Origin of the sequence: Lentzea sp. NPDC042327 (genome assembly GCF_040647275.1) — a bacterium.
Classification (GTDB): Bacteria; Actinomycetota; Actinomycetes; order Mycobacteriales; family Pseudonocardiaceae; genus Lentzea.
Genome location: NZ_JBEZBX010000002.1, coordinates 1 through 13,417, shown reverse-complemented (window position 1 = coordinate 13,417; position 13,417 = coordinate 1). Strand labels below are relative to the sequence as shown.

13 protein-coding genes and 1 pseudogene are annotated in these 13,417 nt (G+C 69.6%); 4 read left to right on the top strand and 10 right to left on the bottom strand.

The genetic code is table 11. The annotated features are described in order from the left end of the window. Window positions 1-120: 120 nt before the first annotated feature. On the bottom strand, window positions 121-1,185 hold the full coding sequence (locus AB0A63_RS03810) for an aspartate-semialdehyde dehydrogenase (RefSeq protein WP_360385031.1): 1,065 nt from the start codon (window positions 1,183-1,185) through the stop codon (window positions 121-123). Further along, window positions 1,182-2,447 carry an aspartate kinase gene (locus AB0A63_RS03805; protein WP_360385028.1) on the bottom strand — a complete coding sequence of 422 codons (1,266 nt, stop codon included), beginning with the start codon at window positions 2,445-2,447 and terminating at the stop codon, window positions 1,182-1,184. Before AB0A63_RS03805 ends, AB0A63_RS03810 begins: the two co-directional genes overlap by 4 nt. A gap of 106 nt (window positions 2,448-2,553) precedes the next feature. Between AB0A63_RS03805 and AB0A63_RS03800 the strand changes: the two genes are divergently transcribed. Both AB0A63_RS03800 and AB0A63_RS03795 read left to right on the top strand, forming a co-directional pair. Then, the gene (locus AB0A63_RS03800; protein ID WP_360385026.1) at window positions 2,554-3,774 is read left to right on the top strand and encodes a hypothetical protein; all 1,221 of its coding nucleotides are present in this window, start codon (window positions 2,554-2,556) and stop codon (window positions 3,772-3,774) included. Beyond that, entirely contained in the window at window positions 3,774-4,334 is a 561-nt protein-coding gene (locus tag AB0A63_RS03795; RefSeq protein ID WP_360385024.1) for a nitroreductase family protein, read from the top strand. Before AB0A63_RS03800 ends, AB0A63_RS03795 begins: the two co-directional genes overlap by 1 nt. On the opposite strand, the gene AB0A63_RS03790 is transcribed toward AB0A63_RS03795, so the two are convergent. Genes AB0A63_RS03790 through AB0A63_RS03780 form a run of 3 tightly spaced genes read right to left on the bottom strand, consistent with a single transcriptional unit; the run spans window position 4,320 to window position 5,432 of the window. Then, window positions 4,320-4,820 (bottom strand): NUDIX domain-containing protein, encoded by a 501-nt coding sequence (locus AB0A63_RS03790; protein ID WP_360385022.1) that lies wholly within the window; start codon window positions 4,818-4,820, stop codon window positions 4,320-4,322. The genes AB0A63_RS03795 and AB0A63_RS03790 overlap by 15 nt on opposite strands. Window positions 4,821-4,829: 9 nt before the next feature. Continuing rightward, window positions 4,830-5,117, bottom strand: a complete 288-nt coding sequence (locus tag AB0A63_RS03785) for a hypothetical protein (protein ID WP_360385020.1) — start codon at window positions 5,115-5,117, stop codon at window positions 4,830-4,832. A gap of 18 nt (window positions 5,118-5,135) precedes the next feature. Further along, entirely contained in the window at window positions 5,136-5,432 is a 297-nt protein-coding gene (locus tag AB0A63_RS03780; protein WP_360385018.1) for a hypothetical protein, read from the bottom strand. Between the two features lie 400 nt (window positions 5,433-5,832). On the opposite strand from AB0A63_RS03780, the gene leuA reads away from it, so the two are divergent. Further along, the gene (gene leuA, locus AB0A63_RS03775) at window positions 5,833-7,626 is read left to right on the top strand and encodes a 2-isopropylmalate synthase (protein WP_360385016.1); all 1,794 of its coding nucleotides are present in this window, start codon (window positions 5,833-5,835) and stop codon (window positions 7,624-7,626) included. Here the strand turns inward: leuA and AB0A63_RS03770 are convergent. The 4 genes from AB0A63_RS03770 to AB0A63_RS03755 form a co-directional block, all read right to left on the bottom strand. Further along, entirely contained in the window at window positions 7,616-8,566 is a 951-nt protein-coding gene (locus AB0A63_RS03770) for a hypothetical protein (protein ID WP_360385014.1), read from the bottom strand. The genes leuA and AB0A63_RS03770 overlap by 11 nt on opposite strands. Continuing rightward, a complete protein-coding gene (locus tag AB0A63_RS03765; RefSeq protein WP_360385012.1) occupies window positions 8,563-9,693 on the bottom strand; it encodes an MFS transporter in 1,131 nt (376 codons plus the stop codon). The genes AB0A63_RS03770 and AB0A63_RS03765 overlap by 4 nt, the downstream gene beginning before the upstream one ends. 29 nt (window positions 9,694-9,722) lie before the next feature. Next, window positions 9,723-11,240, bottom strand: a complete 1,518-nt coding sequence (locus AB0A63_RS03760) for a discoidin domain-containing protein (RefSeq protein ID WP_360385010.1) — start codon at window positions 11,238-11,240, stop codon at window positions 9,723-9,725. Between the two features lie 203 nt (window positions 11,241-11,443). After that, window positions 11,444-12,139, bottom strand: a complete 696-nt coding sequence (locus AB0A63_RS03755) for a DUF4184 family protein (RefSeq protein WP_360385008.1) — start codon at window positions 12,137-12,139, stop codon at window positions 11,444-11,446. A 91-nt stretch (window positions 12,140-12,230) separates the two neighbouring features. Between AB0A63_RS03755 and AB0A63_RS03750 the strand changes: the two are divergent. Then, a pseudogene (locus AB0A63_RS03750) lies at window positions 12,231-12,653 on the top strand (VTT domain-containing protein); the annotation flags it as partial. Window positions 12,654-12,673: 20 nt separating this feature from the next. On the opposite strand, the gene AB0A63_RS03745 reads toward AB0A63_RS03750, so the two are convergent. Next, entirely contained in the window at window positions 12,674-13,255 is a 582-nt protein-coding gene (locus AB0A63_RS03745; RefSeq protein ID WP_360385006.1) for a helix-turn-helix domain-containing protein, read from the bottom strand. Between the last annotated feature and the right edge of the window lie 162 nt (window positions 13,256-13,417).

Genomic DNA, 13,417 nt, shown 5'->3' with positions numbered 1-13,417 from the left:
CCACTCCCCGGCCGCCTGCGCGGTGGGTCCGGGTCGTTGCAGCGGCTCAGGTCCCGTTCGGACAGCAGAAGGCCCCTGTCACCGGAGTCGGCTCGGGTGACAGGGGCCCTCCACGTCGGCTCAGAGGCGCTTCGCGAGCTCTTCCGCGACCTCGTAGGTGTTCAGCGCGGCGCCCTTGCGCAGGTTGTCGCCGCACACGAAGAAGTCGAGCGTGTTCGGGAAGTCCAGCGCTTGCCGCACGCGGCCCACGTACGTGGGGTCGCCGCCCACGACCTCGGCGGGCGTCGGGAACTTGCCCGCCGCCGGGTCGTCGACGAGGACGATGGTCGGCTGCTCGGAGAAGATCTTGTGCGCCGCCTCGACGGTGACCTCACGGGCGAACGTCGCGTGGACGGCCAGCGAGTGCGTGGTCACGACGGGGACGCGCACGCAGGTGGCGGAGACCTTCAGGTCGGGGATGCCGAGGATCTTGCGGGCCTCGTTGCGGACCTTCAGCTCCTCCGACGACCAGCCGTCGTCCTTCACCGAACCCGCCCACGGCACCACGTTCAGCACCAGCGGGGCCGGGAACGGCGAGTCCTCGGCGGACAGACCGGCGGCGGACAGCGCCTGCGCCACGTCACCCGCGACGACCCCCGCCTCCTTGCCGGCCAGCGCGCTGATCTCGGCGTACAGGCGGTCGATGCCGGACTGGCCCGCACCGGACGCCGCCTGGTAGGAGGCGACGACGAGTTCCTTGAGCTCGAACTCGCGGTGCAGGGCACCGAGCGCCGCCATCATCGACAGCGTCGTGCAGTTCGGGTTCGCGATGATGCCGCGCGGGCGGTTGTCGATCTGGTCCGCGTTGACCTCGGGCACGACCAGCGGCACGTCCGCGTCCATGCGGAACGCGCCGGAGTTGTCGATCGCGATGGCACCGCGCTCGGCGGCGATCGGGGCCCACTCGGCCGAGACCTCGTCCGGCACGTCGAACATCGCGATGTCGACGCCGTCGAAGGCCTCCGGCGAGAGCGCGACGACCGTGAGCTCCTGGCCGCGCACGTTGATCTTCTTGCCCGCCGAGCGCGCGGACGCGATCAGCCGGATCTCGCCCCACGGCACGGAGGAGCGGGTGTTCATGATGTCGATCATCACGGTGCCCACGGCACCGGTCGCGCCCACCAGCGCGAGCACGGGGGCGGTCATCGGCCAGTCCCTGCGTAGACGACGGCCTCTTCGTCGGTGCCCAGGTCGAACGCGTCGTGCAGGGCGCGCACGGCGTCGTCGAGCTGGGTGTCGCGGCAGATGACCGAGATGCGGATCTCCGAGGTGGAGATGATGTCGATGTTGACGCCGGCCGTGGCCAGCGCCTCGCAGAACGTGGCCGTGACACCGGGGTGCGAGCGCATGCCCGCGCCGATCAGCGACACCTTGCCGACGTGCTCGTCGTAGAGGACCTGGTCGAACCCGATCTCGCCGCGGGCCTTCTCCAGTGCGGCCACCGCACGCGGGCCGTCGTCCTTCGACAGCGTGAACGTGATGTCGGTGCGGCCGGAGGCGGCCTGCGAGACGTTCTGCACGACCATGTCGATGTCGAGCTCCGCCTGCGCCACCACCCGGAAGATCTTGGCCGCGATGCCGGGGTGGTCGGGGACGGCGGTAACGGTGATCTTGGCTTCGGACCGGTCGTGCGCGACGCCGGTGATCATCGCCTGTTCCACGGAAGCGTCCTCCACTGAACCGGACACGATGGTTCCGGTCTTGTTGCTGAACGACGAACGGACGTGCACGGGGACGCCGTAGCGGCGGGCGTACTCCACACAGCGGAGCATCAGCACCTTCGCGCCGCAGGCGGCCATCTCGAGCATTTCCTCGTAGGTGATCGTGTCGAGCTTCCTCGCGTTCGGCACGATGCGCGGGTCGGCGGTGTAGACGCCGTCCACGTCGGTGTAGATCTCGCACACGTCGGCCTTCGTCGCCGCCGCGAGCGCCACCGCCGTGGTGTCGCTGCCGCCGCGACCGAGCGTGGTGATCTCCTTGGAGTCCTGGCTCACGCCCTGGAACCCGGCGACGATCGCGATCGCCCCGTCCGAGAGCGCGTCCTGGATCCGGCTCGGCGTCACGTCGATGATCCGGGCCTTGCCGTGCACGGACGTCGTGATCACGCCGGCCTGCGAGCCCGTGTAGGACCGCGCCTCGGCACCCAGCGTGTTGATCGCCATGGCGAGCAGCGACATCGAGATCCGCTCACCCGAGGTGAGCAGCATGTCGAGCTCGCGCACCGGCGGCACCGGGGCGACCTGGTGGGCGAGGTCGAGCAGCTCGTCGGTCGTGTCGCCCATGGCCGACACGACGACAACGACGTCGTTGCCCGCCTTCTTGGTCGCGACGATGCGCTCGGCCACGCGTTTGATCCGCTCGGCACTTCCCACCGATGAACCGCCGTACTTCTGGACGACGAGCGCCACCGACCCAACCTCCCTCACACGCGACTAAAACCGCACGTCGTAGGCAGCCTACCCGGACCACCTGGTGAGACTCTGGAGCCGTGATGCGCGTGACTACTCTGTCCGGGTGTCGTCAGTCGATGTGGTGGAGGCTTCTCCCTCGATGCCCGAACGCGCTCCGCGACCCCGCGTCGGCGAACTGCTGAGACACCCCGCCGCGCTGTGGGTCGCCCCGGCGCTCATCTACCTCTTCGTGCGCCAGCTCGGCCTGGTCGTGCTCGGCTGGATGGTCGACCACCAGAACAGCCGCGGCGGCACGCGGATGACCGTGGCCGGCGAGCTGGGCTCGTGGGACGGCGAGTGGTTCCTGGCGATCGCCGAGCACGGCTACAACGGCGTGCCGATGCGCCTGGTCGACGCGGCGGGCAAGCGGTCGGCGGAGACCCCGCTCGCGTTCTTCCCCGGCTACCCGGCGCTGGTCAGGTGGGTCGACGGCCTGCCGGGCGTGAGCGTGCAGGGCGCGGCGTTCGCGGTGAGCCTGATCAGCGGCCTGTTCTGCGCGTACGGCCTGTTCGTGCTCGGCCGCGCGGTCCGCACCGGCTCCTCGCGTGCCGGTCTGGTGCTGGTCACGCTGTTCGCCGCCTCCCCCATGGGCATCGTGCTGTCGATGACCTACTCCGAGGCCACGTTCTGCGCGTTCGCCGTGTGGGCGCTGGTCGGCGTGGTGCGCAGGCAGTGGGTCGTGGCGGGTGTCTGCTGCGCGGCCGCGGGCCTGGTCCGCCCGACCGCGGGCGCGCTGATCGCGGCGGTCTGCCTGGCCGCCCTGGTCGCGGTCCTCGGCGACCGGCGCGACTGGCGGGCGTGGGCCGGTGGCCTGGTCGCCCCGGTCGGCCTGCTGGGCTACCTCGGCTGGGTGGCCGTCCGCACCGGCGACCTCGCCGGCTGGTTCGGCGTGCAGCAACGCGGCTGGGGCTCGAAGTTCGACGGCGGCGAGGCGACCTGGACGTTCGCCCTGCAACACCTCGGCGAACCGCGCTCGGCCCTGGAGATCGGCACGGTCTGGCTGCTGGTGCTGGCCATCGCCCTGGTCGCCTACGCCTTCCAGCGCCGCCTGGAGTGGCCGCTGGTCGTCTACGGCATCGGCGTGCTGGTCATGGACCTCGGCTCGAACGGCCTGATGAACTCGAAGGCCCGCCTGCTGCTGCCGGCGTTCACGCTGCTGGTGCCGCTGGCCCTGGTCCTCGCGCGCCGCCGGCTGTCCACCCTCGTGACCGTGCTCGGCGTGACCGTCCTGTTCAGCGCCTGGTTCGGTGCGTACGCGCTCGCCGTTTGGGACTATGCGATCTGATGAACGAGCTGATCTCGCAGCGCTGGAGCCCTCGCGCCTTCTCCGCTGACGCCACCGTGTCCGACGACGAGCTGCGCGTGCTGCTGGAGGCCGCCCGCTGGGCCCCGTCGCACGGCAACAGCCAACCCGCCCGGTTCGTCGTGGGCCACCGCGGCACCCCGACGTTCGACAAGGTCTTCGACACCCTGCGCCCCGGCAACCAGACGTGGGCGGTGCGCGCCTCCGTGCTGCTCGTCGGCTGCGTGCTCACGACCGACGACCGCGGACCGATCCCGAACGCCGAGTTCGGCCTGGGTCTCGCGATGGAGAACATCGCCCTGCAGGCCGTCGACCTGGGCCTGGTCACGCACATGATGGGCGGCTTCGACAGGGAAGCCACCCACACCGCGTTCGCGATGCCCGCCGACGTGCGCCCGCTGGTGGCGATGGCCGTGGGCCGGATCGGGGACCTCGCGGACCTGCCGGAGGACCTCCAGGCTCGCGAACAGCGGGAACGCCAGCGGTTGCCGTTGTCCGAGACGGTGTTCACCGGCACCTGGGGCGAGTCACTGTTCGGTTGAGAAGTACTTCGTGGCGACCTCGTTGTGCAGCGGGAACGCCAACGGCTCGCACTCGAAGATGACCTTCCGCTCGGACGCCTCCTCGTTCGGCACGAACGGCGGCATGTCCTCGGCGTTGATGGCGGGCGCGGTGGCGAACAACAGCACCGTGCCGCCGTCCGGCGTGGACACGAAGTGCAACGGCCGCAGCTCACCGGGGTCGACGCTGACGCCGGCCTCCTCTTCGAGCTCGCGCGCCGCACTGCACTGCCACGACTCGCCGCGCTCCATGAACCCGCTGACGAACGCCAGCTGCCCGACCGGCGGGATGGCGCGCCGCACCGTGAGCAACCCGGTCCTGGGCCCGTCCTTGACCGGCACGAGCAGCACGACGACCGGCGACGGGTTCGCCCACACCATGTGCGCACAGCGGGGGCACTTGCGGGGGTATGCGGACGTGTCCGCGTACGCGGTGCCGCAGTTGTCGCAGAAGTCGTCGCGCGCCATGGCCAAACGCTAGCCGAGACGCCTCACGAGTTTGAGGACGATCGCTCGAACGGCCAGCCAGAAGATCGCCGCCAACCCGAAGTTGACGATGGTCCGCAGCTTCGCATCACTCGGCTCGAACAGGTTCCTGAACGCCAAGGACACCGGCTCGGCAATCGCCTTGACGGTGCTGGTGATGGGATTTTCCGGGTTGGCCCCGCCGACGGTGAGCACGACGTGAACGACGAGCACCACCGCCAGCGCGAGGCCGACCCAGCTCAAGATCCCTGCGACGATTCCGACCACGCGCGTACGCATGGGTCAGGAATCTACTCTTCAGTAGCGTGACACCGCGCGGGCGAGCAGGCCGGTGACGACCAGCCAGAACACGGCGGCGAGTCCGTAGTTGAGCAGGACATCGACGTTGTAGTTGCCCGTGGCGAACAGACCGGGGAAGAACAGGGCGAGCGGTTCCGCGAGGGAGCCGACAAACCGGAAGAACGCGTTGGCCTGGTTCGCGCCGAGCACGATCATGAGGATGTACAGGACCTCGATGATCGCGAAGACCGCACCGATGCCGCTGATCACGCGTGAAGCCGTGCCGCGGCCACTAGTCGTACGTAATCTGGACATACCTGAAAACTTCCCGGGTTTGTGTTGCTTCAAACCGCAGGCTTGCGCAGGGGTCCCCTTTGTTTTCGGCGCCCCTGCGTTCGACCGTACTCGCTTGCACCGACAGGGTCATTGCGCTGAGCTGGACGGACGCACGGGCCGACCGGCGCGGGCTTCGGTCGAGCCGGAGCCCCGGGAACAGCCGCCTCGCCAGGCTGGAAGTACGCCGCGCCGAACAGCCACGTCCCACGATCCGGTCGTCGAGTTCCATCTCCCCCTCCCCTATGGCTACTCTGTTCGGCGTGTGGCGTTCCCTCCTGCTTCGCTGCCGTGACGGGGTCTGATCCAGACCGGCCCCCCGTCGCGGGACTCAGCGTTGCCGCCGGTCGTCTGATTCACGACCAGCAGGAGCTACCCCGAAATGTCTGCCTCACCTGACGCGTACACCTCCGGTTCGAGCCGCATCCGCCAGCCCGCGCGCCCGGCCCCGTCGACGCAGCCCCCCTGGAACCCGCAGCTGGGCAGCAGCATGCCGTTCCACCGCTACCGCCCGTTCCACGAGGTGGTGGAGGTCGTCGACGTACCCGACCGCACCTGGCCGGCCAAGCGCGTCGAGAAGGCGCCGCTGTGGTGCGCGGTCGACCTGCGCGACGGCAACCAGGCGCTGATCGACCCCATGTCGCCCGCGCGCAAGCGGAAGATGTTCGACCTGCTGGTGCGGATGGGCTTCAAGGAGATCGAGGTCGGGTTCCCGGCGGCCAGCCAGACCGACTTCGACTTCGTCCGGGAGATCATCGAGGACGGCGCGGTGCCGGACGACGTGACGATCCAGGTGCTGACGCAGTGCCGCGAGGAGCTGATCGCGCGGACGTTCGAGTCGCTGCGCGGGGCTCGCAAGGCGATCGTGCACTTCTACAACTCGACGTCGATCCTGCAGCGGCGGGTGGTGTTCCGCAGCGACCGCGAGGGCATCAAGAAGATCGCCGTGGACGCCGCGAAGTTCGCGAAGGCGCAGGAGGCGGGCTACCCGGAGACCGATTTCCGCTACGAGTACTCGCCCGAGTCCTACACCGGCACCGAGCTGTCCTACGCGCTCGAGGTCTGCAACGCGGTCACCGCGGTCATCCAGCCGACGCCGGAGCGGCCGCTGATCATCAACCTGCCCGCCACCGTCGAGATGGCCACGCCGAACGTCTACGCGGACAGCATCGAGTGGATGTCGCGCAACCTGGACAGCCGCGACTCGATCATCCTGAGCCTGCACCCGCACAACGACCGCGGCACCGGCGTCGCCGCTGCGGAGCTGGGATACCTGGCCGGTGCTGACCGGATCGAGGGCTGCCTGTTCGGCAACGGCGAGCGGACCGGCAACGTGTGCCTGGTGACGCTGGCGATGAACATGTTCAGCCAGGGCATCGACCCGCAGCTCGACTTCAGCGACATCGACGAGGTCCGCAGGACCGTCGAGTACTGCAACCAGCTGCCGGTGGCCGAGCGGCACCCGTACGGCGGTGACCTGGTGTTCACCGCGTTCTCCGGCTCGCACCAGGACGCCATCAAGAAGGGCCTGGAGGCGCTGGAGGCCGACGCGAAGGACGCGGGCCAGCACGTCGACGAGTACCCGTGGGAGGTCCCGTACCTGCCGATCGACCCGAAGGACGTGGGCCGCAACTACGAGGCCGTCATCCGGGTCAACTCGCAGTCCGGCAAGGGCGGTGTGGCGTACCTGATGAAGCAGGAGCACCACCTGGACCTGCCGCGCCGGCTGCAGATCGAGTTCTCGCGGGTGATCCAGGAGGTCACCGACACGCAGGGCGGCGAGATCGGCCCGAAGGAGATGTGGGACGCCTTCGCGGAGGAGTACCTGCACGGCAAGGTCCCGCTGCACCTGCTGCGGCACCGGGCGTCGTCGGACGGCAGCGGGCGCGAGGAGATCACCGCCGTGCTGCTGATCGACGGCGAGGAGCACGAGATCACCGGGGCCGGCAACGGCCCGATCGCCGCGTTCGTCGACGCGCTCGCGTCCATCGGGTACGACGTGCGGGTCATGGACTACGCCGAGCACGCGCTGTCCGCCGGTGACGACGCCCGCGCGGCCGCCTACGTGGAGTGTGCCGTGGGCGACCGCGTGCTGTGGGGCGTGGGCATCGACTCGTCGACGGTGGCGGCGTCGTTCCGCGCGATCGTCAGCGCCGTCAACCGCGCTAACCGGTAGCGACGGACGGGGAGGACGCGTGCGGCACCAGCTGCCGCGGCGCGCCCTCCCCGTTCGCCGGCACGGCCCAGATGCCCTCGCCGGGCAGGCCGTAGGCGATGGTGTCGTCGTCGAGCCACACGACCTGGTCGTCGATCCCGCGGGTCTCGGCCAGCGGTGTCTCCACCATCGTGGTCAGGTCGAGCACGTGCTGGCGCCACGGTCGCGCGCCGTCGCCGGGCACGCGCTTCTTGAACGCCACCTTCTTGCCGTCCGGTGACAGCGACGGGCATTCCGCGTTCTCCCGCAGCGTTGTCGCGGACTCGTCGGTCGAGTCGCCGCGCACCAGGTAGGTCTTGCCGGCGGTGCTCATCGTGGCGAAGTAGGTGCGGTCGTCGGCGGCGAACGTGACGCCCCACCAGTTCATGTCGTTGGTCGTCTTCATGCCGGCGACGCTCGTGCCCTCGACGTTGCTGGCGTACACCTCGGTCTCCTGGTCGAAGATCGCGGTGCGGGTGGAGAACGTGCCGGCCTGCGCGTACGAGTCGCCGGTGACGAACGTCGTCCACGACGCCATCCGCCCGTCCGCGGACAGCTTGGCGCGGTTGGGCACGCCGTCGACCTCCACGCGCCGGCGCTCGGTCAGGCCGCGGTCGACGAACACCGCGGTCGCACCGGGCAACGGGCCCGCGGCGTCCGCGAGGCACAGCCCCCGGCCGCCGGAGGTGTAGAAGCGCTTGCAGGACAACGAGCTGACCCGTCGTGGACCGGACGGGTCGGTCAGCGGCACGGACGCCACCTTGCCGCTCGCCTCGTCCACGAACAGCAGCCGGCCGGACGAGAGCTCGACCGGACCCCGTTCCACGGCAACGGAGATCTCGCCGGGAGTGCGCAGGGCGTAGGCGGTGGCACCGGCGCCGAGCACGACCACGGCGGCGATGACGATCAGGACCCTCCTCACGCGAACCACGTCCACAGTGCACCGAAGAGGACGGAGGAGGCGGCACGGGCGAGGACCTGGCCGGTCTGCAGGAGGGCCAGACCGGAGGTGCGCAGCTCGTCGGGGACCATCGGCCCGGCGACGGCCATCAGCACCCCGTCCGTGCACGCGTAGAACACCCCGTGCAGCAGCAGGACGCCGACCAGCAGGGTGATCCCGGACGCGCCCGCGAGCAGCGCGTACGCACCGAGCAGGGCGAGGTGGCCGGCGAGGAAGATCCGCCACCGCCCGACCCGGTCGGCCAGCGACCCCAGTGGCACGGCGGCGAGCAGGTACACGCCGGCCGTGCCGAGGGGCAGCAACGCGATGTAGGCGAGCTCGACGTCGAGCTTCTTCTGCAGCAACAGGTAGACGAAACCGTCGCCGAGCGTCAGGAACCCGAGCCCGCACGCGACCAGGCAGACCCGCCGGAACGGCCTGGACCGCAACAGCCCGAAGGCGTTCCGCAGCGACACCGCCACGCGGGGCAGCACGTCGCGGTGGTCGCGGACGAAGAGCACGAGCACCAGGAAACCCAGTGCGGCGAAGCAGAAGCTGACGACGAACACCACGTCGTAGCGCGCGGGCAGCGTCCACAGCAGGCAGAACGCGACCAGCGGGCCGAGGAACGCGCCGACGGTGTCCATGGCGCGGTGGACGCCGAAGGCGCGGCCGAGCGCCGAGGGCTCGCTGCTCAACGTGATCAGCGCGTCCCGCGGCGCGGTGCGCAGGCCCTTGCCGGTGCGGTCACCGGCGAGCACGAGCCCCATCGCGGTGGCCGAGGTCCCGGCGGCGAGCAGGCCGAGCTTGCCCAGCGCCGAGATCCCGTAGCCGAGGCCCGCGACGAACTTGCGGCGTTGCCAGCGGTCAGCCGCATGACCGCCGACGACGCGCACCAGTGCGGTCACACCGGTGTAGATGCCGTCGAGCACACCGAACTGCAGCGGGGAGAACCCCAGTCCCAGCACGAGGTAGAGCGGCAGGATCGCGGTGACCATCTCGGACGAGACGTCCGTGAGCAGGGACACCGCGCCCAGCGCGAGGACGTTCCCCGCGATCCTGCCGGTGCCGCCCGAAGCCGGGGCTTGTCTTGCGGTTGCGATGTACACGACGGCCTCCGATCAACAGCCAGGTGCGACTAGCGACAGGTGAAGGGACCGGCCTTGTCGCGCACCCGGCCCGCCGTGTCGATGACCTCCCACGAGTAGGAGCGACCGGACAGGGTGAACTTCACGACGCCGTGGGTGTCGGCGAACCACTTCTCGACCCCGGTGCGCGGCTTGACCGCGTCGTACAGGTAGTCGCCGCCGATGCCGATGATCGCCGAGCGCAGGCCGTTGGCCTCGTCGACCGCACCGCTCTTGTTGAGCGGCTTCAACCGCTCGTAGTGGTGGTCGTGCCCGCTGAGCACCAGGTCGGCCTTGGCGTCGGCGAAGACGTTCCACAGCGCCGACATCTTGGACTTGTCGCCGTACTCGCCGGAGTTGAACCGCGGGTGGTGCCAGTACCCGACGACGCACGCCTTGGTGTTCGCGGCGAGGTCGGCCTTCAGCCAGTCGAGCTGCGTCGAGTCGGCACCGGTGTCGTACATCTTCTGGGAGTCGAACGACACGAAGTGGAAGTCGCCGGCCTCCCAGCTGTAGTACGGCTTGCCGGCCGGGTAGGCCTGAGCGCCGAAGTACGACTTGTAACCGTTGAGGTTGTCCTCCCACTCGTGGTTGCCGGTCGCCGGGTGGGTGATGCTCTTGTAGCGGCCCCACGACTTGTCGTAGTGGTTGCGGAACTCGGTGAGCGTGCCGCTGTCGTACTGGTTGTCGCCGACCGTGAGGATGTGGTTCGGCTTGATCTGGTCGATGAGCTTCGCGGTCTCGTAGTGCTCGGTGTTCGTCAGCGACGCGATGTCACCGGCGGCGACGACCGTGATGGTGTCGCCGGGTGCCGGCGGCCGGGTGGTCGCCTGCACCGCGTTGCTCGCGGCACTGAGGTTGCCGGCGGCGTCGCGCGCCTTGACGGTGTAGGTGAACGCCGTGCCGGAGGCCAGCCCGGTGTCGGTGAACGTGGTGCCGGTGGGCGTGCCGACGACGCTGCCGTTGCGCAGCACCTCGTAGCCGGTCACACCGACGTTGTCGGTCGCCGCGGTCCACTGCAGGCCGACCGAGCTGGACGTGGTGCCGGTGCTGGTCAGCCCGGACGGCGCGGTCGGCGCGGTCACGTCGCCGTTCGCCGAGCTGCCGTAGACCTCGAGCTCGAACAGCGAGTAGCCGTAGGCCGTGCCGCGTTTCGTGCCGTAGATCCGCACGTACCGGCCGGACGCGCTCAGCGCCGTCTCGTCGACGCCGCCGTTCTGCCCGGTCAGGGTCTTCTTGGTGCTCCACGACGAGCCGTCGCTCGACGTCTGGATCTTGTACTCGGAGGCGTACGCGGCCTCCCAGGTGAGCTTGACCTTGGAGATGGTGGCGGCGCCACCCAGGTCGACGGCGACCCACTGCGGGTCGACGCCTTCGAGGCTCGCCCACCGGGTGGTCGGATCTCCGTCGACGGCGTTGGCTCCGCCGAAGGTCTCGGCCTCGGTGGAGGAGGTGGTGGTGGGTTTGTTCGCCGAGAGCAGCGAGTCGGCCGCCTGCGCCGGTCCTGATGCCGCCAGAGGCGGAATCACCAGCGCCAACACTGCGACGGCGACACCTGTTCTGGTGTGCTTTCTGATCACTTCGTCCTCCTGGGCAAGGGTGGCGGCGAAGGATTGGTAAACAAGCTTTCCTATTAAGGTCGGAGGTTAGACGTGCTCGAAGACACAGGTCAACGGCAGAAGTGCCGGATGAACGCGTGACAGATCAGCGCTTCACCGGCGGAACCGAGCAGTCATCGCCTGTCATGCGATGACTCGGCGAACCGCCACGCCACGGCGTTGAGCAGCAGACCGGCGCCCAGCCCCTGCATACCGCCCACCAGCAGCGCGCGCACCCAGTCATACGCGCTGACCTGGCTGACCGGATCGGACAACGACCAGACCGCGCCGACCACGACTGCGACGGCGATCAGCGCCCGGAACATGGACCGGGAAATCCCGGACCATGCCCGCCAGTCATGCCCCTTCGGACACCGTGCGGCCATCCAGCCCAACAGCAGCATGCCCCCTGCGGAGGACACGTAGCCGATCACGTTGTAGAGCCGATGGGGGCCGACGACCGACGTGGTCAACCAGTCCCACCGCTGCACGAACCACCCGTCGGTCTGCGTGACCGCGTCCCACACCAGGTGCGTCAGCACACCGGCCACCACGGAAAGCCCGCACCGCAGTGGCCGGCGCAACGGGCCGGGGTGCGGCACCCTCGTGCGCACGGGCTCCGGCGACAACGCCAGCACCGACGGCAGCAGCAACCGCCCGACCAGCAGCAACACCACCGCCGCCAGCGAGCCGCCCGGGACGTCGTGCGTCGGCAGCACCGGCAGGTAGTAGCCCAGGTCGGGCGCGACCGCCCCCGCCACCAGCCCCGGGAACCACAGGAACCGGCGCAACGGCAGGACGGCGGCGGGATGGGCGAGGGTGAAGGGCACGCGAGAGTGTAGATCGACTTCCACCCTGTGGGCGGGCTGAAGAAACACCCAGGTCGGGATTGTTCAGCCGCGTCACGTACGTTCACAGATCATGAGCACCGCAGCCGCCAGTCTCGTCGTGCTGTTCCTGGTCGCCGTCGTGCCGCTGGCACCGACGGAGGCCGTGCTCATCGGCGCCGGTGTCCTGGCCGCGTCCGGTGAGGTTCCGCTGTACCTGGTGATCGCCGTGGCCGCCGCGGGCTGCCTGGCCAGCGACATGATCAACTTTACCGCAGGCCGCCGGATGGGCATGAGGGCCCTCGACAAGGTGAACAAGAACGCCAAGGCGCGGGCGATGGTGGTGTGGACCGCCGACCAGCTGGCGACCAGGGGCGAGACGATCCTGGTCGTGGCGCGGTTCCTGCCGGCGGGCGGCATCGTCGGCGCGATGCTCGCCGGGGCCCTGAAGTGGCCGCTGCGGCGCTTCCTGCCGGTCGCGACCGTCGGGTCCGTGGTGTGGAGCCTCTACCCCGCCACCGTGGGCTACATCGGCGGTCAGATCATCGATGAGGCCTGGCTCGCGATGCTGCTGTCCCTGGGCGTCGCGATGCTGATCTCCGTGCCGATCGGCATGGTGTGGCGTGCGCGCAACGCCAACCGCACCCTCTCGTACGCCGAGGCGTCGTCGTAGAGCACCGCGAACCGGTCGGCGGCCGTCAGCAGCGCGTCGACCTCGAACGCCAGCTGCGCGTCACCGCACAGCCGTTCCAGCAGTGACACCCAGCGCAGGTGGAACAGCATCAGCGCGTCGCGCACGCGGCCGGGTCTGGCCGCGAACTCCGAGCGCGTGACCACGAAGAAGCAGCCGCCGGGGAAGACGCGCCGCTTCGAGTAGTCGAGCCAGCGCCCGCACAGGTCGAGGACCGAGCCGCCGGCGACCACGACCTCGTGCGCGAAGATCTCCGACGCCGTGTGCACGGTCGCGAGCTGCAGCTCCTCCTTGGAGCCGAAGTGCGAGAACACCCCGCTCTTGCTCATGCCGAGCTCGACCGCGAGCCGCCCGATCGTGACTCCTTCGAGCCCGTCGACGGACGCGATCTCCGCCGCTCTCAGCAGGATCGCCGCACGACTGTCCATCCGCCCACGACAGCGGACCCCCCTCAAGCCCCACCCGCGCTCCCCTCGAAACGAGTGCACGCGGGGAGCTTTCGTACTCTCCTGGAGCACGAAAGGTCCCCGCGTGCCCCTCGAAACGGCACGCGGGGGCCCCGCGTTCCCCGGAAGGGAACGCGGGGTCGG